A 22,365-nucleotide genomic window follows, 5' to 3' on the forward strand; every position below is an offset into this window, starting at 1 on the left:
CTGCATCATGCCTGATTTTCTCAAGATTATTGCGCTGGGCGCCCTGCTTGCACTCTCATCCAGGCCGGCCATGGCAATTGACCAGAACACGGTTACGCCAGTGGTCTTCGATTGCTGGCAGCCCGAGCGCATTTTCAAGCAATGCGCGGCAACGGGCCCCGACGGGCGGCCGCGCTTGAAGCGGGCCTATTTGGCTCGACTTCGATATGACCGTGATGGGCTGGCTTCCGTCATGTTGTTCAATGGGACCGACACACGAAAATACCAATGGTACTACGTTCGACGTGGCGCCATCCCGGTGCCGGTTGAAGCAATGGACAGCGGCCCGGACAATTTCGAGGATGGTCTCGCGCGGGCGCGGGTCGGCAGCAAGATTGGATACATCGACCGCAAGCTCAATCTCGTGATCCCGGCGACGTATGACGGAGCCTATCCATTCAGGGATGGCGTTGCTGTTGTCTGCACGGCTTGCACTTATGTCCCTGACACCACTGCCACTGAGGGTGCGCGTGAGCGTGGCGGGTACGCGGGCGGGCAATGGGGACGCATCGACCGCAGGGGACGTGCGGTCTCGCCCTTCCGGTCGTACGAGGAATATCTGCTCGATTTCAAGTGACGACCGAACTCGCAGATCTCCCGCGTCATTGCGAGCGGAGCGAAGCAATCTATTTATCCGCTTGCGGCACGATGGATTGCTTCGTCGCTTCGCTCCTCGCAATGACGGCGAGAGAACCTTCTCACTCCCCGATGAGCTTCAGCCACTCATCCTCGGTCAGCACCTGCACGCCGTGCTTCTTCGCCTCAGCGAGCTTAGACCCCGCGCCGGGTCCCGCGACCACATAGTCCGTCCTCTTCGACACCGAGCCCGCAGCCTTGGCGCCCAGCCGCTCGGCGGTGGCCTTGGCTTCATCGCGCGTCATCTTTTCCAGCGATCCCGTGAACACCACGGTCTTGCCGGCGACGGCCGAATTGCTCTTCGGCTTTTCGGCGTCGATGATCTCTTCGAGCTCCTTGGTCAGGCGCTCGACGATGCCGCGGTTGTGGCTCTCGCCGAAATAGGCGGCGACGCTCTTGATCACGGTGTCGCCGATCTGGTCCAGCGCGTCCATCTCCGCGATGGTCTCCTCGTCGCCCTTCGCGACCATGAGGCAGGCGTCGTGGAACGCCTTCCAGGAGCCGTAGCCTCGCGCCAGCGCCAGCGCCGTGGTCTCGCCGACATGACGCATGCCGAGCGCATAGATGAAGCGCTCCAGCGCAATGCGGCGGCGGTTCTCGACCGCGGCAAACAGATTGCGCACCGAGGTCTCGCCGTAACCCTCGATCTCTTCGAGCTTGAGCTTGGCGTTGCGCTTGGGCAGCGTGAAGATATCGGCCGGCTCCGTCACCCATCCATGGTCGAAGAAGTACTGAAGCTGCTTCTCGCCGAGCCCGTCGATATCGAAGGCGCGGCGCGACACGAACAGCTTGAGATGCTCGATCTTCTGGAACGGACAGGCAAACTCGCCGGTGCAGCGGGCGCGCGAGCCTTCCTCGCCGGCCGCCGTCTCCTCGCGCACGACGTCGGTATGCAACGGGCACGGGCATTTCTTCGGGAAGTGAAATTCCTTTGCGCCCTTCGGCCGCTTGTCGATCACGACGTCGACCACCTGCGGGATCACGTCACCGGCGCGCTGGATCACGACGGTGTCGCCGATCCTGATATCGCGGCCCTCGCGCAACACTTCGCCCTTGTTACCGATGCCCTTGATGTAGTCCTCATTGTGCAGCGTGACATTCTGCACGATGACGCCGCCGACTCCGACCGGCTCCAGCTTGCCGACCGGCGTGAACGAGCCGGTGCGGCCGACCTGGATCTCGATGTCGCGCAGCACCGTCATGGCGCGCTCGGCCGGGAATTTGTGCGCGACGCCCCAGCGCGGTGTGCGTGAGACGAAGCCGAGCCGCTCCTGCCAGTCGATGCGGTCGACCTTGTAAACGACGCCGTCAATATCGTAGTCGAGCTCGGCGCGCTGCTCCTCGATCTTGCGATGGAAGGCGATGAGCTGATCGACCGAGTGACACAGCTTGGTCAGCGGATTGGTCTTGAAGCCGCAGCGCTCGAACCAGTGGATCATGCCGGTCTGCGTATTCTCCGGCATCGCGCTCATCTCGCCCCAGGCATAGGCAAAGAAGCCGAGCGGCCGCGAGGCTGTGATGCCCGGGTCCTTCTGACGCAGCGAACCGGCCGCGGAATTGCGCGGGTTTGCAAAAATGGTATCGCCTGCGGCCTTCTGGCGTTCGTTGAGCGCGAGGAACGCCTTCTTGGTCATGTAGACTTCGCCGCGCACCTCACAGATGTCAGGGACGTTACGGCCCTTCAGCTTCTGCGGGACATCTTCCAGCGTGCGGATGTTCGCCGTGACATCCTCGCCCTCCGCGCCGTCGCCGCGCGTCGCAGCGGTGACGAGTTCGCCGTTCTCGTAGCGCAGCGACATCGACAGCCCGTCGATCTTCGGCTCGGCGGAAAAATCGATCTTGTCGTCGCTGAGCTTGAGAAAGCGCTCAATACGGCCGACGAAGTCGATCACGTCCTGCTCGGCAAAGGCGTTGTCGAGCGACAACATCGGCAAAGAGTGACGGACTTTTTTGAAACGCCCTGATGGTGCGGCGCCGACTTTTTGCGATGGCGAATCCGAACTGACGAATTCGGGGAAACGCTTCTCGATCGCATTGAAGCGCTGGCGCAACGCATCGTATTCGGCGTCGGTCACGCTCGGCGCATCGTCCTGGTAGTAGCGCTTGTCGTGCCCCTCGAGCTCCAGCGTCAGCCGCGTGTGCTCGACCTTGGCCTGCGCCTTGGTGAGCTTTTCGACGTCGGGGAGCGCCTTTGCTTTTGCTGCTTTGGCCATGACGCTGCAACTACGCCGTCGCCGCGCGCAACAGCCGCTCCGCGGCTGCCCTCGCCTCCGCGGTGATCTCCGCGCCGGCCAGCATGCGGGCGATTTCCTCGCGGCGGTGGTCGGCGGCGAGTGCGTTGACGCGGGTGGCGACGCGCTTGCCCTTGTCGAGTGCGTCCTTGGAAATGAGCAGATGCTGGCTGGCCCTTGCGGCGACCTGCGGCGCGTGCGTCACCGCCATCACCTGGACCTGGCCGGCGAGCCGCGCCAGCCGCGAGCCGATCGCGTCAGCGACCGCGCCGCCGACGCCCGTATCGATTTCGTCGAACACCAGCGTCGGCGCCGAACCGCGGTCGGCCAGCACCACTTTCAACGCCAACAGGAAGCGCGACAGTTCGCCGCCGGAGGCGACCTTCATCAGCGGCCCCGGCTTCGTCCCCGGATTGGTCTGCACCCAGAACTCGACACGGTCGATACCCTGCGGCCCCGGTGCCTTCGCGTCCGCTTCGACCTGCGTCGTGAACTTCGCGCGCTCAAGTTTCAGCGGCGCCAGTTCGGCATTGACGGCCTTGTTGAGTTTCTCGGCGGATTTTATCCGCGCCGCGGACAATTTTTCGGCTGCCGCGCCGTAGCGCTGGTCGGCCTCGGCAGCAGCCGCTTCCAGCTTCTTCAGCCGATCCGCGCCGGCATCGATCAGCGCAACATCGGAGACGAATTTCGCGGCCAGTGCCGCCAGCCCGTCGACCGGCGTGGAGTATTTGCGCGAGGCGGCGCGCAGCGCAAACAGGCGCTCCTCGATGCGCTCGAGTTCGGCAGGATCGAAATCGGCTGCGACGAGCGCGGCGCTCAGATGCTGGTCGGCCTCTTCCAGCGCGTTGATCGCGATGTCGATCGCCCTCACCGCCGGCTCGACCAGCGCCGGCGAATTGGCGGCGCGGCGTTCGAGGCGGCGCACCGCGGCGGCCAGTGCCGGCACCGGCGAGTTGTTGCCGCCGACGGCCTCCTGTGCCTCGCGCAGGTCGCTGGCGATCTTCTCGCCCTGCATCATGATGGTGCGGCGCTCGGCGAGCGTCGTCTCTTCGCCGTCCTTCGGTTTCAGCGTTTTGAGCTCGTCGGCAGCGTGGCGCAGATAATCCGCCTCGCGCGCGGCGCGCTCCATGCTGGCGCGATGCTCACCCAGCGCCTGATTCGCGGTACGCCGCGCCTCCCACAACGTTTCCAGCGCCGCGACCTCCTTCTCCAGCCCGGCAAAGGCGTCGAGCAACTGCCGGTGCGTCGAGGCATCGACCAGCGCGCGCTCGTCATGCTGGCCGTGAATCTCGACCAGGACAGCGCCGACGGCTTTCAAGGTCTGCACGCTGATCGACTGGTCGTTGATGAAGGCGCGGGTGCGACCGTCGGCAAGCTGCACGCGGCGGAGAATCATCTCGCCGGTATCGTCGAGGCCGTTCTCGGAAAGGATTTTTGTCGCCGGATGGCCCTTGGGAACGTCGAAGGTAGCGGTCACCTGGCCCTGTTCCGCGCCGTGACGGACCAGGCCCGAATCACCGCGGCCGCCGAGCGCCAGCGCGAAGGCATCGAGCAGGATGGATTTACCCGCACCGGTCTCGCCGGTCAGCACCGCAAGGCCACGGGAGAATTCGATATCGAGCCGTTCGATCAGGACGATGTCACGGATCGACAGACGCGCGAGCATGCGAAATTATTTCCTAGCCGAGACCCATCTTCTTGAAGGCCCTGGAAATATAGGAACCCTTGTTCTCGCTCGGCTCGAGACCGCCCGACTTTACAAGATTATAGGCGTCCTTGTACCAGCGGCTGTCAGGAAAATTGTGCCCAAGTACGGCGGCTGCCGTCTGCGCTTCGCCGACGATGCCGATCGACATATAGGACTCGGTCAGGCGCGCCAGCGCTTCCTCGACATGCCGCGTGGTCTGGTAGCGGGTGACCACGGTCTTGAAGCGGTTGATGGCGGCGGTGTAGTCCTTCTTTTCCAAATAGTAGCGACCGACGTCCATTTCCTTGCCGGCGAGCTGGTCGCGCGCGCCTTCGAGCTTGGCCTTGGCGGAGTTGGCATACTCCGAGGTCGGATATTTGCGAATCACCTCTTCCAGCGCTGCGATCGCCTTTTCGGTGCGGCCCTGGTCGCGGGAGATGTCCGGGATCTGGTCGTAATGCGAGGCTGCGATCAGGTATTGCGCGTAGGCCGCATCCGCGCTGCCGGGATGCAGCGTGACGTAACGGGTCGCGGCGCCGATGCAGCTATCGTAGTCGCCCTGATTGTAGAAGGAGTAGGCCGACATCAGCAGCGATTTGCGCGCCCAGTCCGAATAAGGATGCTGGCGGTCGACTTCCTCGAATTTCTTCGACGCCGCCTTGTTATCCTTGCGCTGGTTCATCAGGTACAAGCCCTCATTGTAGAGCTTGTCCGCGGGCTCCTCGTTGAAGGTGTCGTCCTTCTGGGTGAACTTGTCCCACAGCGCGCCGGTGCCGCAGCCGCTCAGGGGAATCGCGAGCACGATCAGGCCCGCTGCCAGCCGCAGCGACCGTCCGGCGCGAGCGAGGCTCGAAAGCCTGGATGATTTGTTGGGTTCAAGCGTCATACGCTGTGCCGACATGGAATCTGTGACCTGACGCCCTGTGATGCGACTGATGATTGAGCCCGCCCGTCCCTGAACCGCCGTCATGGACGTCATATACCCGTGCCCAATGCGTTTGGTCCCCAACTACGTTTGGTGCCCAATTCTCAAGGCCCCGTGGCGCACTGTCGTACAAACCGCGGGTCTCTGTAGCCGAAAAATGGTCCTCGACCAACCGAATACGCAGCCAATTCGCCCGGATTAAGGCGGCTGGCCGGCCTCGTTACCACTGTGGTTATTACGGAAAATGCGCCTCTGCGGCGCAAAACGGCTCAGAAACTCAAAGGATTTTGCGAAAACGGACGTTCAGGACATTTCGCAAGCGAAAGTCAGGAAACGTCCGGGCCGTAGGCCGGGGCGATCATGCCGCCTACCATGCCCCCGCCTGCCTCGACATGGCTGCGGGGACGGCGTGCCGGCTCGGCTTCTACCACCCGCCAGGCACTGCGATCGGCCAGCATGGCCGTCAGCACGGCGTGGTTCAGCTTGTGGCCGCCGCGCACCGAACGGTAGGCGCCGAGCAGCGGTAGACCGGCCAGGGTCAGATCGCCGATCGCATCCAGCACCTTGTGACGGGCGCATTCGTCGCTGAAGCGGAAGCCCTCGGGGTTGAGCAGACGGGTGTCGTCGAACACCACCGTATTCTCAAAGGAAGCACCGAGCGCAAAGCCGGCGCTCCAGAGCCGCGCCTGGTCGTTCATGCAGCCAAAGGTCCGGGCGCGGGAAATCTCGCGGCGGAAGCTTTCGGGGCTGAGATCGATGGAATAGTTCTGGCGGCCGATCACCGGATTGGCGAAGTCGATCTCGACCTCGACGCGGAACCCGTTCGCATGCGGACGCAGTTCGCCGAAGCTGTCGCCGATCGCGACCTGCACCGGCTTCAGCACCTGAATGAAGCGGCGGGAGGCCGACTGGGTGACGATGCCGGCCTGATCGATGGCGGCAACGAAGGCAGCCGCGCTGCCGTCCATGATCGGAACTTCGGGGCCGTCGACTTCGATGATGGCATTGTCGACGCCCATGCCGCGCAGGGCAGCGAGAACATGCTCGGCGGTGGAAACCAGCGGCCCTTCGCGGTCGCCGAGGACGGTGGCCAAATCAGTGGCGGTAACGGATTCCGCGATCGCGGGAACTTCGCGGTCGGCCTCATCGAGGCCGGTACGGACAAAAATAAAACCCGCATCCACAGGAGCAGGTCCAAGCGTCAAGCTGACAGGTAAACCGGAATGGACGCCAACGCCCGTTACGGTGGCCTGCGACCGAAGCGTGGTTTGGCGGCTGAATTTCATCGATAACTGCCCACTACCCGACTTAACCCAAAGCTCGGAACCGCACTTGCGCGGCGATTCGCGTTTTAGGCATCCCCAAGTCACGGCAGACCATAGTCACTGCCCTAAACCCCGCAACTCACGCTTCTTTACGGATTGTTACCCTATCTCTGCCGCATTCACGCCAAGGGTTAACCAAATTCCGGCGCCGCCACCACCGGTTCCAACTGTGGCATTTGAGCACTTAAAGTACAATTAATGATTTAAAATCAGTTGGTTGGCGAAACACCTGTCACCCCAAGGAGAAAGGCCCCGGCGGGGTCAGCCGGGGCCTTTCGGGTCGCCTCAATTGTTACAAAGCTCAGTTGGCCTGCCGTCGCAGGAAGGCGGGGATATCAAGATGGTCGTCTCCCTGTGGCGCCGGGGCAACAGGTGCGGGGCGGCCATGGGCGTCCAAACCCTGCGGCGCCGGGCGCTTTGCGTACTCCGACACCGGGTCGTGATTCGCCATCTGCTGGGCAACGGTCCGCTGCGGCTTGCGCTCGGGGAGCGGCGGCAGCGGCGCCATCGCAGGTCCTGAGGCACGCGCCGCGATCGGCGGCTCGTTCTCCTCGTCGCGGCGGCCGAGGCCGACATTGGCCAGCCGCTGCAGCAGCGACAGCTTGGATTTCTGCGGATGCTCTTCCTCGGCTTCGCCGCGGGCCTGTCGAATCTCGGCCTGTGCCGGCATCGGCAGATCCTCGAACTTCGGCATCCGCGGCGTGCGGAGCGGCGGACGTTCGGCCGCCTGCGGGATGAAGGTTTCGGGCGCAGCCGGCGGCTCGGGCTGGGCGGCTTCCTTGTGATCCGGGAACAGCGTCGGCTTCTGCGCGATCGGGCGGACCGTGACGTCGCCATAGGAGGCCGGCTGGATCGGTGCGGCCTGCGCCGGCTCCGTGCCGACCGCCGCGGCGATCGCGGCGAGCGCCGCGCGCTCGACGTTACCGCGGGGTGCCGGCGCAGCGGCCGGTGCGGGAGCAATCATCTGCGGCGCAGCCGTCGGCTCGAGCTTCTGGGCGCGCTCGGCCAGACGCGCATTGTCGGCGCGCAGGCGAGCGGTCAGTTCGGCCAGCCGGTTGTCCGGCGAAGCCGGGCTGGTCGCGGCCGGGGCAGCAGCCGCAGCGGCGGCCGGGGTGCCAGCGTTGCGCGCGATCTGCGACTGGTCGATGCCGGTCGCGACCACGGACACGCGGATAATGCCGTCGAGCGATTCGTCGAAGGTAGCGCCGACGATGATGTTGGCGTCCTGGTCGACTTCCTCACGAATCCGGGTAGCGGCTTCGTCGACCTCGAACAGGGTCAGGTCCTTGCCGCCGGTGATCGAGATCAAGAGGCCGCGCGCACCCTTCATCGAGGAATCGTCGATCAGCGGGTTGGCGATCGCAGCCTCGGCTGCGGTCAGCGCACGCTTCTCGCCGGTTGCCTCGCCGGTGCCCATCATCGCCTTGCCCATCTCACGCATCACGGCGCGGACGTCGGCGAAGTCGAGGTTGATCAGGCCTTCCTTGACCATCAAATCGGTGATGCAGGCGACGCCCGAATAGAGCACCTGGTCGGCCATCGCGAAGGCATCGGCGAAGGTGGTCTTTTCGTTGGCGACCCGGAACAGGTTCTGGTTCGGGATGATCAGCAGCGTGTCGACCACCTTGTGCAGCTCGGCAATGCCTGCTTCGGCGGTGCGCATGCGGCGCTGGCCTTCGAAGTGGAACGGCTTGGTGACGACGCCGACGGTGAGGATGCCCATGTCGCGTGCGGTCTTGGCGATCACCGGAGCTGCGCCAGTGCCGGTGCCGCCGCCCATGCCGGCGGTGACGAACACCATGTTGGCGCCCGTGAGATGGTCGCGCAGCTCGTCGATGACCTCCTGCGCCGCCGCCGCGCCGACATCAGGCTGGGACCCCGCGCCGAGGCCCTGCGTCACCTGGGTGCCCATCTGCACGATACGCTGCGCCTTCGACATGGTCAGCGCCTGCGCGTCGGTGTTGGCGACGACGAAATCGACCCCCTGCAACCCGGCGGTGATCATGTTATTGACGGCATTGCCGCCTGCTCCACCGACGCCGAAGACGGTAATCCGCGGTTTCAGCTCGCTGATGTCAGGGGGTGTCAGATTGAGTGCCATGGTTGCCTCTCTTACGACGCGCGCTTTGGTTCGCCCGGGCCGGCGGCCGCGGGATTTGGTGAAAATCGTTTGGTTACAGGTCCGGTCATCAGAAGCCCTCGCGAAGCCATCGTCCGACCTTTCCGAAATAGCCGTCAGTCCCTGTTTTGAGCTGCCGCGTATGCCGCGGTTCGACGTGTTCCAGATGAGCGTATTGCGGATAGACCAGGAGACCTGCGGGCACCGCGAACGAGGCGCTCTTGGCCTCGTTGGGCAGCCGGCCGAAACCGAGCGGACGGCCGATCCGGACCGGCCGGTTGAGAATGCGGGTGGCGAGTTCCACGGTGCCGGTGAGCTGGGAGGCGCCGCCGCTCAACACGACCCGCGCCCTCGGCTCTGCCGCAAAGGGGGAATCCGCGAGCCGGTCCCGGACCATTTCAAAAATCTCCTCGGCGCGATGCCGGACGATGTTGGCAATCGTGGCGCGCGAAACGATCTGCGGCGTATCGTGTTCCTCGCCCGCAGTCGGTACAGACATCAGCTCGCGCGCGTCGGACCCGCCGGTCAGCACGGTGCCATATAACGTCTTGATTCGCTCGGCATCCGCAATGCATGCGCCGACGCCGCGTGCAAGATCCATCGTGACGTGCTGGCCGCCGAGTGCAAAACCGCTGGCATGCACGAAACGGCCGCCGGAATACGTCGCGATCGTGGTCGAACCCGCGCCCATTTCGACCACGGCGGCGCCGAGATCGGCTTCGTCGTCGGTCAATACGGAAAGCCCTGCGACATAAGGACTCGCCGCCATGGCCTCGACGTTGAGATGGCAGCGCTCGACCACCAGCATCAGATTGCGGGCAACCGTGGCATCCACCGTCACCACCTGCATGTCGACGCCGAACTGCCGGGCCACCATGCCGCGGGGGTCGCGGATGCCCTTGACGCCGTCGAGCGCGTAGCCAACCGGGAGCGCGTGCAGCACCGTGCGCCCCTCGCCGGTGGCATGGCGCATGCCGGTGGACGTCACGCGGGTTACGTCGTCGGCCGTGACCGCGCCGCCCCTGATATCGGCGGCAGCTTCCACGAGCTGGCCCTGCAGCCGGCCGCCGGAAACCGACAGCAAGACTGACTCGACGCGGACCTTGGCCATCCGCTCGGCCAGCGCCACCGTCTGCCGCACCGCCTGCTCGCATTCGGCGAGATCGACCACCGCGCCGGCCTTGACGCCGCGCGACTGGATCTGGCTGTAGCCGATCAATTCCACCGCATGGCTGCGGCCGCGCAGCGCCTCGCTCGGCGGCGACGGTTTCAGCCGCGCGATCATGCAGGCGATCTTGCTGGTGCCGATATCGAGCGAAGCCACCAGCGCCGTGCGCTTGTGGTCGACGGGCCGCGTCTTCGGGGTCTGGTTGCGATCGAGGCCGGTCATGCTGAATCACCCGGCTTCTTCTTGGTCTTCTTGTCCTTGAACAGCTCTTCGCGGGCCTTCGCCGCGTCTTCCGACAATTGCACCGTGAGCCTGTCCGGCAGGCGCATGTCGACGGCGACGATGTCGCGCGAGAACAGCCGGTCTTCCTTGTCGAGCTTGCTGAGCATGGCCAGCGCATTGCCGACGTCGTTTTCCGGCAGGCGGATGTCGAGGCCATCCTTCAGCCGCAAATTCCAGCGCCGCTCGCCGACGAGGATCGCAGCCTTGGTGACGCTGCGGACCTGCGGATAGCGGTCGAGCAGCGCGAGGAAATCGCGGGCCTTGAGGTCGGCGCCCTTGCCTACCACCAGCGGCAGCGTCACGAAGCGGCGCGACACATAGGGCTCCAGCACCGCCCCGTCCTCGGAGATCACGGCCAGCCGGCCGCCCTGCTGCCACAGCGCGAACGCCGTGCGCTCGACGAGGTCGATCTGCAACTGGCCGGGATAGAGCTTCAGGATGGTCGCATCCGCGATCCACGGATTGGCCTTGAGCTTGTCGCGCAGGGTGGCGGCGTCGAGGAACAGCAGCGACGAGCGGCCATTGACGCCCCCGATCGCGAGCACCTCGTCCTGGCTCAATTGCCTGCGGCCATTGATGACGACTTCGGTAATGCGGAATCCGGCCGAGTTGGCCAGCGCGTTGCGGGTGTCGCTGAGCGCGGCCGTGAATGCGTCGAGGTGACCGCCCTTGACGATGCCAAGGCCGGCGCTGCCGAGCAGCATCAGGACGGTCAAGGCGACGCCGAGGCGATTCGGCAGATAGCGCTCGACCAGACGGACCAGGCGATTCGACGGCTCGCGATCGATCACGGGTTTGGCCGGGGTACGGGCACGGGCGCGACGGCCCAGCCACTCGCGCAGCAGCACGGCCGCTCCAATAGCGGCTGCTTTCAGGTCAGCCTGGGGCCTCACCGATCTCACCGACCGCGTGAGGCGTCCTGCACCATCCATTGCACGAGCCTGTCCAAGTGTTGTTCCCGCAAGCGCTTTTTGCGGGCCTTCGCGAGTATTGGCCCAGATGACGTCTCGGCCGTGCCGGACTTAAGTGCTGACCTGACGTCGGAACAGCGCACACCCCGGCAGCCAAGCGCCACATGCGCCGCCAGCGTTAACCTTCGGACTTACTGGTAAACAAAGTGTAAAAACGCGGGGGTGCGGGTGCGTTTTGATGCGTCTTTTGAGTAGTTTGCCGGCCAACTGTTAGGATTTTGAAACAATTTTAGGGGTCGGGCCCCCGGTTCCCCGTTAACTCCCGGCCGGGCCGGTCAAGCCCGGCCGCGGCTGCGCCGTTCGGCCAAGGCGATCTGATCGCGCAGGAAATCCGGAAATTCTATCCCCTGGACCTTCAGCGCCTTCGGGTAGAGCGAGGCCGCGGTCAGGCCCGGCAAGGTGTTGGTTTCCAGATAAACCAGCCCCTTTTCCGAGACGATGAAGTCGGTCCGGGAATAGCCGGTGCACGACAGCGCCTTGTGCGCGCGAAGTGCCTGATCCTGCAGCTGGGCGGTGATTTCAGGCGAGAAGCGCCCCGGGCAGATCTCCTGAGTCGATTTCAGCAGATATTTCGCCGTGTAATCGAACGCGCCCTCCCCTGGAACGATCTCGATCGGCGGCAGCGACATGATTGTCCCGTCCGATTGCTCCAGCACGCCGCAGGTTGCTTCCACGCCCGCGATGTACGCCTCGATCAGATATTCTTCAGTCTTGGCAGCGTTGCGGACCGCGACGAGGTCCTGCTTCGCGTTGACGAAGATCAGGCCATAGCTCGAACCGTCGCGCGCCGGCTTTGCGATCAGCCTGCCGTACTCGGCAAACGCCGCGTCAAGGTTTTCCAGTTCTATGCCAGCCGGCGTTGCGACACCGGCAATCGCCGCAAATCGTTTCGCCGCGGTCTTGTCGAAGGCGAGGTTTGAAGACGCCGAACCGGAGCCGGTGAAGGGAATGCCGCGCAGTTCGCACATCGCCTGCAGTTCGCCGTTCTCGGCCCGGCCGCCGTGCAGCCCGAGCACCAGCACGCGATCTTCGGCCTTCGCCTTGTCCAGCGCCGCCTCGAGCGCCATACCGCGATTGCCCGGATTGAACTCATCCTCGAAGGGACGCGAATGCCCGAGCAGCGCCTTCGAGCCGACGTCGTGGACGGTGTCCGCCACGTGCCAGAACCAGAGATCGGCTTCCGGCAAGGCGCGGTGCAGCGCCTGCGCGCTCGCCACCGAAACCAGTCGCTCTTTATTGGTGCCGCCGAAGAGAATGGTCGTCCGCATCAGCCTCTACCTATCCGTCATTCCGGGGCGATGCGAAGCATCGAACCCGGAATCTCTTCCCCATACTACTTCGAGATTCCGGGTCTGCTCCTTCGGAGCATCCCGGAATGACGATCAGACCGGAATCCCGATCCGCTTGATTTCCCAGTGTAGCTCTATGCCAGAATTCGCTTTAACCCGCTCGCGCACGGTTTCGCCCAAGGTTTCAATATCATGGCCGGTGGCGTTGCCGGTGTTGATGAGGAAATTGCAGTGCATTTCCGAGACCTGCGCGCCGCCGACGCGCAGGCCCCGGCAGCCGGCGGCGTCGATCAGTTTCCAGGCGCTGTTGCCGGGCGGATTCTTGAAGGTGGAGCCACCGGTCTTTTCGCGAATCGGCTGAGCGGTTTCGCGGTGATTCTGCACCTCGTTCATCCGCGCGCGAATGGTCTCAGTGTCGGTGATCTTCCCGCGGAAACGCGCGGAGGTAAAAATGATCGACGGGTCGACGCCGCTGTTGCGATAGACGAACTTCATGTCGGCATTGGAGAAGACATGCCTGGTGCCGTCGCGGCCGATGCCGATGGCGTCGAGCAGGACATCCTTGGTCTCGCCGCCATTGGCGCCGGCATTCATCCGCAGCGCGCCGCCGATGGTGCCGGGAATGCCGAAGAAAAATTCCATGCCGCCGATGTTGGCGCTTGCCGCGGTTTCCGCCACGCGCTTGTCGAGCGCGGCCGTGCCGGCGCTGACGATGCCGCCCTCCGCTCGGGTCTCGCCGAAGGCCCGCGGCGACAGGCGGATCACCACGCCTTCCATGCCGCCGTCGCGCACGATCAGGTTGGACCCGACGCCGACGACATAGACCGGCAACTCCTTCGGAAGCAGCCTTAAGAAGTAGGCAAGATCGTCTTCATCCGCCGGCGTAAACAGCACCTGCGCCGGCCCGCCGACGCGAAACCAGGTCAACTCGGCGAGCGACTGGTTCGCCAGGAGCCGCCCGCGCAATTGCGGCATCGCGGCTTTCAGATCGGAGGTGATGTCGGGAAATGTCACTGTCACCCCAACGCCTTCAATTCGCCGGGCAGCGCGTAGGCCCATTGCGTGATGTTGCCGGCGCCGAGACACACGACGAGGTCGCCGGAGCCTGCGAGGCCGTGAACGATTTTTGCCAGTTCCGCCGAACCCGGCAGCGGGATCACCTCGCGATGGCCGTGGGCGCGCAAGCCGGTGACAAAATGGTCGCGGTCGATGCCTTCGATCGGCGCCTCGCCGGCCGGATAGACCTCGGCGACAATGACCGCATCGGCATCGTTGAAGCAGGTGCAGAATTCCTCGAACAGCGATTGCAGCCGGGTGTAGCGATGCGGCTGCACCACGGCGACGACCTTGCCTTTGGTGGATTCACGTGCCGCTTTAAGAACCGCCGCGATCTCGACGGGGTGATGGCCGTAATCGTCGATCACGGTGACGCCGTTCCACTCGCCGGTCCGGGTGAAGCGCCGCTTGACGCCACCGAAGCCCGCGATGGCCTTGCGGATCGCGTCGTCGGACATGCCGAGTTCATGCGCCACCGCAATCGCCGCCGTCGCGTTCGAGGCGTTGTGGCGTCCCGGCATCGGCAGCATGAGATCCGCGATCTCATGCGTGGCGTCGGTCTTGCGGTTGCGGAACACCACCTTGAATGTCGAGCCGCCGCCGTTCGGCGTCAGATCGACCAGCCGCACGTCGGCCTGCGGGTTTTCGCCATAGGTGATGATGCGGCGGTCCTCGATCTTGCCGACGAGGCTCTGCACCACGGGGTGATCGGTGCACATCACGGCAAAGCCGTAGAATGGCACGTTCTCGACGAAATTGCGGAACGCGTCCTGGATCGCCTCGAACGTCTTGAAGTGATCGAGATGCTCAGGGTCGATATTGGTGACGATCACGACATCGGACGGCAGTTTCAGGAACGTGCCGTCGCTCTCATCGGCCTCGACCACCATCCAGTCGCCGGCGCCCAACCGCGCGTTGGAGCCGTAGGCGTTGATGATGCCGCCGTTGATGACGGTCGGATCGAGACCGCCGGCATCGAGCAGGGTCGCAACCATCGTGGTCGTCGTGGTCTTGCCATGGGTACCGGCGATGGCGACGCAGCTTTTCAGCCGCATCAGTTCGGCCAGCATTTCGGCGCGGCGCACCACCGGAATGCGCTGGGCGCGCGCTGCCATCAATTCCGGATTGTTGCGCTTGATCGCGGTCGAGACCACGACGACGTCGGCGCCGTCGACATTCTCGGCCTTGTGGCCAACCGAGACCTTGACGCCCTTCTCCCGCAGCCGCGCGACATTGCCGCTTTCGGAGGCGTCCGAGCCCTGCACGGTGTAGCCGAGATTGACCAGCACCTCGGCGATGCCGCTCATGCCGATGCCTCCGATCCCGACGAAGTGAATGGGTCCGATCTCGCGCGGCAGTCTCATGAATATGTCTCGTATTGTTCCCGTCATGCCCGGGCTTGTCCCGGGCATCCACGTCTTCGCCTCACCGACTTATGAAAGACGTGGATGGCCGGGACAAGCCCGGCCATGACGACGGAACGTCTAAAAATCGTTCCGGCCTAGATTCCGGCGGTTTTCATTACCAGATCGGCCAGCCGTTCGGCGGCGTCGAGCCGGCCGACCTGGCGGGCAGCGTTGGCCATCGCGGTCAGCCGGGCGGGCTCGGCGGCAAAGGCGGAGATTTCGGCCGCGAGCCGGTCGGGCGTGAACTCGGCCTGCGGGATCCGCACGGCACCCTCCACATTGGCCAGCACGCCGGCATTGGCGAACTGATCCTGGTCGATCGCGCCGGGCAGCGGCACCAGGATCGAGGGCCGGCCGATCGCGGCGAGTTCCGCCACGGTGCCGGCGCCGGAACGCGAGACCACGAGATGGCTGGACGCCAGCCGCGCCGGCAAATCAGAAAAGAACGGCGCGAGTTCGGCCTTGATCTTGAGCCGGTCATAGATCGCGCGCACCCGCGCCATGTCTTCCTCGCGCACCTGCTGGGTCAGGACGATGCGGCTCCACAGCACCGGCTCGAGCCGTTCGATCGCTGGTGGCACGATGTCACTCATGACCCGCGCGCCTTGGCTGCCACCGACCACCAGCAAGCGCAGCGGCCCGTTCGGCTCGGGCGATGCGAACGGCTCCGCGGCCGCGGCAAGAATCGCAGGGCGCATCGGCGTGCCGACGGTCGTGGCTTTGCCCGCGAGCGAGGGATCGCGGTCGAGCACGCCCGGTAGCGAGGTCGCGATCGCGTTGACGCGGCCGGCGAGAAAGCGGTTGGCGCGGCCGAGCACGGCATTAGCGTCGTGAATGATGGCGGGCACGCCGAGCAGCCGCGCCGCGATCAGGGGCGGCAGCGTCGGATAGCCGCCGAAGCCGACCACGGCCGCGGGCTTCAGCCGCCGCACGAGGTTGATTGCGACGCCCGTTCCATAGCCGAGCGTCATCACGGTTCGCGCCAGCGACAATGGATTGCGGCCACGCACGGTCTCGCTCGGCACCACGTCGATATTGTCGCGCGTGAACAGGCCGCTGTAGCGCAGCGCGCGGGCATCGGTGGCAAGCCGCACGCGCAAGCCCCGCTTGATGAGTTCGACGCCGAGTGCTTCGGCCGGAAACAGATGGCCGCCGGTGCCGCCGGCGGCCAGCAGAATGAGAGGCGCGTTGTCCATGGCTTCAAATAGCCGACGCGGCGGCGCTAGTCACGCCCTCAAGCGTATCCGCGCGCCACGCCGGCGGCGTTCATCGATTCCACCTCGGTGCGCGGGCGCTGCCGCGTCAGCGCCAGCATCATGCCGACGCCATAGGCCAGCGAGATGATCGAGGAGCCGCCATAGGAGATGAAGGGCAGCGTCATGCCCTTGGCCGGGATCAACTGCAGGTTCACCGCCATGTTGATCGCCGCCTGCACGCCGAACAGGATCGCAAGGCCCGACGCCGCAAAACGCGCGAACATGTCCTCGCTGGCATAGGCGCGCGTCAGCGTGCGAAGCACGACGAAGGCGAACAGCCCGACCAGCGCCAGGCAGAGTATGATGCCGAATTCTTCGGCGGCCACCGCGAACACGAAATCGGTGTGGCTGTCCGGCAGGCTGCGTTTTGCAATACCCTCGCCCGGCCCGAGCCCGAACCAGCCCCCGTTCCAGAACGCTTCCATCGCCATGTCGACCTGGAAGGTGTCGCCGGAGGCCGGATTCATGAAGCGCTTGATGCGGCCGGCGACGTGCGGAACCAACAGATAGGCGCTGAACAAGCCGGCGGCGGCGGCGCCGGCAAGGCCGGCCACCCAGATCATCCGCATCCCTGCGATGAAGAACAGCGCGCCCCACACCATCAGGACCAGCATGGTCTGGCCGAAATCCGGCTCCATGACCAGAAGCGCCACCAGCATCAGGAGCAGCGCCATCGCCATCGAGGTCGCCGGCATTTCCGGCCGCCTGGTCGATTCCGCAAACAGCCACGCCGCCATCACGACAAAGGCGGGCTTGGCGGATTCGGATGCCTGGATGTTGACGCCGAGCAGCGTGATCCAGCGCCGCGATCCCTTCACCTCCGCGCCGAAGGCAAGCGTCGCCACGATCAGGATGATGCTCGCCACGAAGACCAGCAGCGCGAGACGGCGGATCTGCTTCGGCGACAGGAACGACACCCCGATCAGCACCATCAGGGACGGCAGCAGAAACAGCATGTGCCGGCTGAAGAAATGGAAGGGATCGAGCCCGATCCGCGTTGCCACCGGCGGGCTCGCCGCCAGCGACAGGATCACGCCGCCCAGCATCAGCGCCATGATCGCGCCGAGCAGCAGCTTATCCACGGTCCACCACCAGTCCGAAAACGGGGTGCGTTGGTCACGGTGGAGCATGGGGGTCCCCAAATGGCAGAGGTAACGCCCATTGGTGGCGCAGGATGGTTTATGGGGGGTTAATGAAGTGGGTAACTTTTTAGATAGGGGCGCACCCCGCTACAGGTCGTCATCCCCGCGAAGACGGATCCAGTACGCCGCGACTTCTCGGTCAATCGTCGGCGTCTCTGGAATACTGGATCACCCGCTTTCGCGGTTGACGACAATTCGTAGGATAACGATATCCTTCAATTGCGTTTGCTGAAAGATGATGGGGTTCACTGCGCTCTACCGATCCCTACGGTCGAACTATTTTATCTTCGTCTCGGCCGCCATCAGCTCTCGCCCATCCGTGGTCGCGATCGTCAGCCGCACCTCGCCGCTACCGCCGGCAGGAATCGTCGCGGAAATGCGGTTTCCGTTCTTCGGATCAGCTTTTACGGCGGCGTCGAACAATATCGTGTCGCCGCGAGTCAACGTCACGTGCAACGGGGTGGCCGGCTCGATGCTGAAGAACTGGAGATTCACATCGGAGCCTGCGGCCGAGAGATTGATCAGGATTTTCTCGTTCGCGTGTGTCACGTTGCTCATGCCGACGGTCGGGCTGTAGGTTTCGGGGATAGACACTTCGCCCCGCGCCGGAAGCATGGCGCGGTGGAAGAACTGGTCCGATACGCCCGCCCACAATTCAACGTAAGGCCGCGCTTCGCTCGGCTCCTTGCGCGCGTCCGTCTCGTTCGTGAACGAGGGATATCCCCACGTCCACATCTTCAGGCCGCGCGTGACCGTGTTGTCGGCAATGCGGATGATCCCCTCTTCGTTGTCGTGGTTGATCACGCCCCAGAAATTGCCGCCCTGCATATCGGGCGCCGCGTAGGCGATGCCCATCGTCGGCCAGTTCCTGAAGTAGCGCAACTTTTGGAAACGGCTCATGCCCGGCCCCAGACTCTCGTCGCCGTCGGACAGATTCTTCGACCAGGCGGGTGTGCTGTAGGCCTTTATCGGTGCAATGATCTCGGCGCCGCCGGTCGTCTTGGGGTTGCTCGGGTCCGATCCCGGCGCGAGCGTCGTGCACGTCCAGTACTCGTAATCGACCGTGCTGGCTTGCGGGTTTTTCAGAACCACGCGCGTGTCCAGCGCGGCACGATCGGCTTTCAGCGTGACGTAGTAAGTCGCTTCGATACCTGTCGTCCCCTTGAGAAACTGCGCCGGTGCCGCGGAATACGCGAAGTCCCTAAGCGACATCGACACCGTCACTTCGCTGGCGCTCTCCTTCACGACCCTGAAATTCCACGGCTTCAGCCACGTCCTGCCGTGCTCGGGATCCGGGAATGTGGGAAAGATGCCGCCATAGACCATCAGCCAGTCGTAATAGAAGATTCCGGCCTTCATCCCGTAAGGCACACCCACTTCCGTTCGATAGAGCTGTTCGTGGCCGGTCGGTTTGTAGATGATGGAAATAATGCGCCCGCCAAACTCGGGGACGAGCGTTGCCTTCAGATAGCGATTCTCCAGCACGCGGGTCTTGAACGTGCGATCAACGATGGTGTTCTTGTCGAGCGACCCGTCGACGAATCCGTTCTCTGCATCGACCGCGTACTGGACGGTGCTCCACGTAATCGTCGACTCGCTGAGAGACACACTGTCCGGCGAATCCGCATGCACGTCGGCATGAAATGCACAGACCGCCAAAAGGACTGCAACCACGAAGCCGATAGGGCGATGCGAGGTAACGTGAATTGCCATTTATGGCACCTTCGAGCGGGCCGGAGCAGCAATTCTAGCGCGTCGGATGGGTGGAGCGAAGCGATACCCAATCAATTGTGTATGCAAAATTGATGGGTTTCGCGACGCTCTACCCATCCTACGATCACACCACAGGCAGCGCCGTCCGCGCTTTCTGCAACGCTTCGATCAGTTGGTCGAGTTCTTGTTTTCCAAAGAACACTTCAATATCGCCACTTCTACGGAGAGACAGCGCCAATCCAGCGAAATCTCCTACCGTGCGGACGATCATTACGGCTTCATCTCCACTGTCGCGATCCGTAAAACTGATCGGAGCGATCTGCATCGCTGGCATCCTTTCCGTCCATCGATGACAGTCACAAATCGATTGTACTCACACCACCGGCTTTACGCCGGGCATCGCCGTCACGAGATCCCTGAACTTCGCGCCGCGAATCTCAAAGTTACGGTACTGGTCGAACGAGGCGCAGGCCGGAGACAGCAGCACCACCGGATCGACAATCCCCGATGCCTCTGCGTCGCGCGCGGCGCTCGCCACCGCGACATCGAGCGTTTCCGAAATCTCGTGCGGCACGCGCTCGCCCAGCGTGCCGGCAAATTCCTGCGCGGCCTCGCCGATCAGATAGGCCTTCCGGATACGCGGAAAATATTCGGTCAGCCCCGTGATGCCGCCTTGCTTCGGCATGCCGCCGGCGATCCAGAAGATGTCGGCAAAGGACGACAGCGCATGCGCGGCGGCATCGGCATTGGTGCCCTTGGAGTCGTTGACGAACAGCACGTTGCCGCGGCGGCCGACTTGCTCCATGCGGTGGGCGAGGCCGGGAAAGCTGCGCAGGCCGTTCTGTAGCGTATCGGTCGAAATGCCCATCGCGAGCGCACAGGCCGCAGCGCAGGCCGCGTTCTGCGCGTTGTGCAGGCCGCGGAGCGAGCCGATTCCGCCCAGCCGCGCCACCTCGCGGCGGGCGCCACCGGAGGCCTGCACGATGGTTTCACGCTCGACATAGACGCCGTCGGGCAGCGGGTTCTTCACGGAGATTCGCACCACGCGCTTGCCGGCCTGGTCGAGGCGATCGGCAATGTTGCGGCACCAGCCGTCATCGACGCCGACAATGGACGTGCCATGCGGCTGCACGCCGGCGACGAGCCGCGCCTTCACGGCGGCGTAGTGTTCAAGCGTGCCGTGGCGATCGATGTGGTCTTCGCTGACGTTCAGGAGAATGCCGACGGACGGATCGAGTGAGGGCGCGAGGTCGATCTGGTAGGACGACATCTCTACCACATGCACCCGCCCCATCCGCGGCGGCTCCAGCGACAGGATAGCGGTGCCGATATTGCCGCCCATCTGGGCATCGTAGCCGGCGACCTTCATCAGGTGCGCGATCAGCGCGGTCGTGGTCGACTTGCCGTTGGTGCCGGTGATGGCGACGAAGGGCGCATCCGGCGCGTGGCGACGGCGCTCGCGGCAGAACAGTTCGATGTCGCCGATCACCTCACAGCCGGCCTGCCGAGCCATCAGCACCGACCAATGCGGCGCCGGATGCGTCAGCGGCGCGCCGGGGGTGAGGATCAGTGCCGAGAAATTTGCCCACGACACCGTGCGAAGATCGGCCGTGGTGAAACCGGCCTGTGCCGCCTTGGCGACGTTGTCGGCGCTATCATCGCCGGCGATCACTTCGGCGCCGCCGGCCTTCAGCGCATGGCAGCTCGCGAGGCCGGAACCACCGAGACCGAACACGGCGACTGTCTTGCCTGCAAAGGAGGTGATGGGAATCATGATGCCTCCACGGTCATTCCGGAAATCGCGCAGCGATTATCTGGAATCTCGAGATTCTCAGGGGCGCAACGGCGCCCCAGAGTTCGATGCTGGCGCATCGCCCCGGAATGACGGCCGTAGAGATGCATGATTGTCACCGCAGCTTCAGCGTGGAGAGGCCGGCGAGCGCCAGCATCACCGAAATGATCCAGAACCGGATCACGATCTGCGGCTCGGTCCAGCCCTTCTGCTCGAAATGATGGTGCAGCGGCGCCATCCGGAACACGCGTTTTCCAGTCAGCTTGAACGAGGCCACCTGCACGATCACCGAGACGGCTTCCAATACGAACAGGCCGCCGATTACGGCCAGCACGATCTCGTGCTTCACCGCCACCGCGGTCGCACCCAGCATGCCGCCGAGCGCGAGCGAGCCGGTGTCGCCCATGAAGATCGAGGCCGGCGGCGCGTTGAACCAGAGAAAGCCGAGGCCGGCGCCAAGCACCGCGCCGCACAACACCGCGAGTTCACCGGTGCCGGCGACGTATCGGATCTGCAGATAATCCGAGAAAACCGCGTTGCCGGTCAGGTACGAGATCATGCCGAAACTGGCGGCCGCGATCATGACCGGCACGATGGCAAGGCCGTCGAGGCCATCGGTCAGGTTCACCGCATTGCCGGCGCCGACGATGACGAAGGCGCCGAAGATCACGAAGAACCAGCCGAAATTGATCACCACGTCCTTCAGGAACGGAATCGCGAGCGACGTCGATGTCACATCGCGGCCGAGCCGCACCAGCGCGTAACACGCGACAAGCGCAATCACCGCTTCGATCAAGAGCCGCAGCTTGCCGGCGAATCCGCTATGGCTCTGTTTCGTCACCTTCAGATAGTCGTCATAGAAACCGACAAAGCCGAAGCCGAGCGTCACCGCCAGCACGATCCAGACATAGGGGTTGAGCGGGTTGGCCCACAGCAGCGTCGAGACCACGAGGCCCGAGAGGATCATCAGCCCGCCCATCGTCGGCGTGCCCTTCTTGGAAATCAGGTGGGATGCCGGGCCGTCGGTGCGGATCGGCTGGCCCTTGCCTTGCCGGAGCCGCAAATGATCGATGATCCAGGGGCCGAACAGGAACACGAACAGTGCCCCCGTCACCATCGCCCCGCCGGTGCGGAAGGTGATGTAGCGAAATACGTTCAGCGCGCCGCGGAAGATGCCAAAACCGGGAACGGTGTTGGAAAGTTCGATCAGCCAGTAAAACATTCAAAAGGCCCTATCACGCGGCTTGGTTGCGCCGTCTTTGGCGGGAAGCGCTTTGGCAACGCCTTGATAATCGTTTTCATCCTCAAACCAAGCAAATCTTGGTCAT

17 protein-coding genes are annotated in these 22,365 nt (G+C 64.1%); 1 reads left to right on the top strand and 16 read right to left on the bottom strand.

Annotated features, from left to right (window positions below):
* Positions 1–7 precede the first annotated feature (7 nt).
* Complete coding sequence (locus LMTR21_RS30960) at positions 8–616, top strand: WG repeat-containing protein (protein WP_246174489.1); 609 nt, start codon at positions 8–10, stop codon at positions 614–616.
* 121 nt (positions 617–737) lie between these two features.
* On the opposite strand, the gene ligA is transcribed toward LMTR21_RS30960, so the two are convergent.
* The 16 genes from ligA to mraY form a co-directional block, all read right to left on the bottom strand.
* Positions 738–2,888 (bottom strand): NAD-dependent DNA ligase LigA, encoded by a 2,151-nt coding sequence (gene ligA / locus LMTR21_RS30965; RefSeq protein ID WP_065752697.1) that lies wholly within the window; start codon positions 2,886–2,888, stop codon positions 738–740.
* Positions 2,889–2,898: 10 nt separating this feature from the next.
* Positions 2,899–4,572 carry a DNA repair protein RecN gene (gene recN / locus LMTR21_RS30970; protein WP_065752698.1) on the bottom strand — a complete coding sequence of 558 codons (1,674 nt, stop codon included), beginning with the start codon at positions 4,570–4,572 and terminating at the stop codon, positions 2,899–2,901.
* Positions 4,573–4,585: 13 nt separating this feature from the next.
* A complete protein-coding gene (locus LMTR21_RS30975) occupies positions 4,586–5,494 on the bottom strand; it encodes an outer membrane protein assembly factor BamD (protein WP_065752699.1) in 909 nt (302 codons plus the stop codon).
* Positions 5,495–5,844: 350 nt separating this feature from the next.
* The gene (gene lpxC, locus LMTR21_RS30980; protein ID WP_065752700.1) at positions 5,845–6,804 is read right to left on the bottom strand and encodes a UDP-3-O-acyl-N-acetylglucosamine deacetylase; all 960 of its coding nucleotides are present in this window, start codon (positions 6,802–6,804) and stop codon (positions 5,845–5,847) included.
* Positions 6,805–7,144: 340 nt separating this feature from the next.
* Positions 7,145–8,944 (bottom strand): cell division protein FtsZ, encoded by a 1,800-nt coding sequence (gene ftsZ / locus LMTR21_RS30985; RefSeq protein ID WP_065752701.1) that lies wholly within the window; start codon positions 8,942–8,944, stop codon positions 7,145–7,147.
* A gap of 88 nt (positions 8,945–9,032) precedes the next feature.
* Entirely contained in the window at positions 9,033–10,352 is a 1,320-nt protein-coding gene (gene ftsA / locus LMTR21_RS30990; RefSeq protein WP_065752702.1) for a cell division protein FtsA, read from the bottom strand.
* Complete coding sequence (locus tag LMTR21_RS30995) at positions 10,349–11,344, bottom strand: cell division protein FtsQ/DivIB (RefSeq protein WP_065752703.1); 996 nt, start codon at positions 11,342–11,344, stop codon at positions 10,349–10,351. The genes ftsA and LMTR21_RS30995 overlap by 4 nt, the downstream gene beginning before the upstream one ends.
* Positions 11,345–11,658: 314 nt before the next feature.
* Entirely contained in the window at positions 11,659–12,651 is a 993-nt protein-coding gene (locus LMTR21_RS31000) for a D-alanine--D-alanine ligase family protein (RefSeq protein WP_065752704.1), read from the bottom strand.
* 114 nt (positions 12,652–12,765) lie between these two features.
* Complete coding sequence (murB, locus tag LMTR21_RS31005; RefSeq protein ID WP_065752705.1) at positions 12,766–13,686, bottom strand: UDP-N-acetylmuramate dehydrogenase; 921 nt, start codon at positions 13,684–13,686, stop codon at positions 12,766–12,768.
* Between the two features lie 2 nt (positions 13,687–13,688).
* Complete coding sequence (murC, locus tag LMTR21_RS31010) at positions 13,689–15,092, bottom strand: UDP-N-acetylmuramate--L-alanine ligase (RefSeq protein ID WP_065752706.1); 1,404 nt, start codon at positions 15,090–15,092, stop codon at positions 13,689–13,691.
* 137 nt (positions 15,093–15,229) lie between these two features.
* Complete coding sequence (gene murG / locus LMTR21_RS31015) at positions 15,230–16,330, bottom strand: undecaprenyldiphospho-muramoylpentapeptide beta-N-acetylglucosaminyltransferase (RefSeq protein ID WP_065752707.1); 1,101 nt, start codon at positions 16,328–16,330, stop codon at positions 15,230–15,232.
* A 38-nt stretch (positions 16,331–16,368) separates the two neighbouring features.
* A complete protein-coding gene (ftsW, locus tag LMTR21_RS31020; RefSeq protein WP_065752708.1) occupies positions 16,369–17,520 on the bottom strand; it encodes a putative lipid II flippase FtsW in 1,152 nt (383 codons plus the stop codon).
* 288 nt (positions 17,521–17,808) lie between these two features.
* A complete protein-coding gene (locus LMTR21_RS31025; protein ID WP_065752709.1) occupies positions 17,809–19,245 on the bottom strand; it encodes a DUF5107 domain-containing protein in 1,437 nt (478 codons plus the stop codon).
* A gap of 124 nt (positions 19,246–19,369) precedes the next feature.
* Positions 19,370–19,570, bottom strand: a complete 201-nt coding sequence (locus tag LMTR21_RS31030; RefSeq protein WP_141688271.1) for a hypothetical protein — start codon at positions 19,568–19,570, stop codon at positions 19,370–19,372.
* Between the two features lie 48 nt (positions 19,571–19,618).
* Complete coding sequence (gene murD, locus LMTR21_RS31035; RefSeq protein WP_065752711.1) at positions 19,619–21,019, bottom strand: UDP-N-acetylmuramoyl-L-alanine--D-glutamate ligase; 1,401 nt, start codon at positions 21,017–21,019, stop codon at positions 19,619–19,621.
* Positions 21,020–21,152: 133 nt separating this feature from the next.
* The gene (gene mraY / locus LMTR21_RS31040; protein ID WP_065752712.1) at positions 21,153–22,259 is read right to left on the bottom strand and encodes a phospho-N-acetylmuramoyl-pentapeptide-transferase; all 1,107 of its coding nucleotides are present in this window, start codon (positions 22,257–22,259) and stop codon (positions 21,153–21,155) included.
* Between the last annotated feature and the right edge of the window lie 106 nt (positions 22,260–22,365).

Origin of the sequence: Bradyrhizobium paxllaeri, assembly GCF_001693515.2 — a bacterium.
Lineage (GTDB): Bacteria > Pseudomonadota > Alphaproteobacteria > Rhizobiales > Xanthobacteraceae > Bradyrhizobium > Bradyrhizobium paxllaeri.

Bases quoted from the DNA above. Each gene is read 5' to 3' on its own strand.
- LMTR21_RS30960 (WP_246174489.1), top strand. From the start codon at position 8: ATGCCTGATTTTCTCAAGATTATTGCGCTGGGCGCCCTGCTTGCACTC.
- ligA (WP_065752697.1), bottom strand. From the start codon at position 2,888: ATGGCCAAAGCAGCAAAAGCAAAGGCGCTCCCCGACGTCGAAAAGCTC.
- recN (WP_065752698.1), bottom strand. From the start codon at position 4,572: ATGCTCGCGCGTCTGTCGATCCGTGACATCGTCCTGATCGAACGGCTC.
- LMTR21_RS30975 (WP_065752699.1), bottom strand. From the start codon at position 5,494: ATGTCGGCACAGCGTATGACGCTTGAACCCAACAAATCATCCAGGCTT.
- lpxC (WP_065752700.1), bottom strand. From the start codon at position 6,804: ATGAAATTCAGCCGCCAAACCACGCTTCGGTCGCAGGCCACCGTAACG.
- ftsZ (WP_065752701.1), bottom strand. From the start codon at position 8,944: ATGGCACTCAATCTGACACCCCCTGACATCAGCGAGCTGAAACCGCGG.
- ftsA (WP_065752702.1), bottom strand. From the start codon at position 10,352: ATGACCGGCCTCGATCGCAACCAGACCCCGAAGACGCGGCCCGTCGAC.
- LMTR21_RS30995 (WP_065752703.1), bottom strand. From the start codon at position 11,344: ATGGATGGTGCAGGACGCCTCACGCGGTCGGTGAGATCGGTGAGGCCC.
- LMTR21_RS31000 (WP_065752704.1), bottom strand. From the start codon at position 12,651: ATGCGGACGACCATTCTCTTCGGCGGCACCAATAAAGAGCGACTGGTT.
- murC (WP_065752706.1), bottom strand. From the start codon at position 15,092: ATGAGACTGCCGCGCGAGATCGGACCCATTCACTTCGTCGGGATCGGA.
- murG (WP_065752707.1), bottom strand. From the start codon at position 16,330: ATGGACAACGCGCCTCTCATTCTGCTGGCCGCCGGCGGCACCGGCGGC.
- ftsW (WP_065752708.1), bottom strand. From the start codon at position 17,520: ATGCTCCACCGTGACCAACGCACCCCGTTTTCGGACTGGTGGTGGACC.
- LMTR21_RS31025 (WP_065752709.1), bottom strand. From the start codon at position 19,245: ATGGCAATTCACGTTACCTCGCATCGCCCTATCGGCTTCGTGGTTGCA.
- LMTR21_RS31030 (WP_141688271.1), bottom strand. From the start codon at position 19,570: ATGCAGATCGCTCCGATCAGTTTTACGGATCGCGACAGTGGAGATGAA.
- murD (WP_065752711.1), bottom strand. From the start codon at position 21,019: ATGATTCCCATCACCTCCTTTGCAGGCAAGACAGTCGCCGTGTTCGGT.
- mraY (WP_065752712.1), bottom strand. From the start codon at position 22,259: ATGTTTTACTGGCTGATCGAACTTTCCAACACCGTTCCCGGTTTTGGC.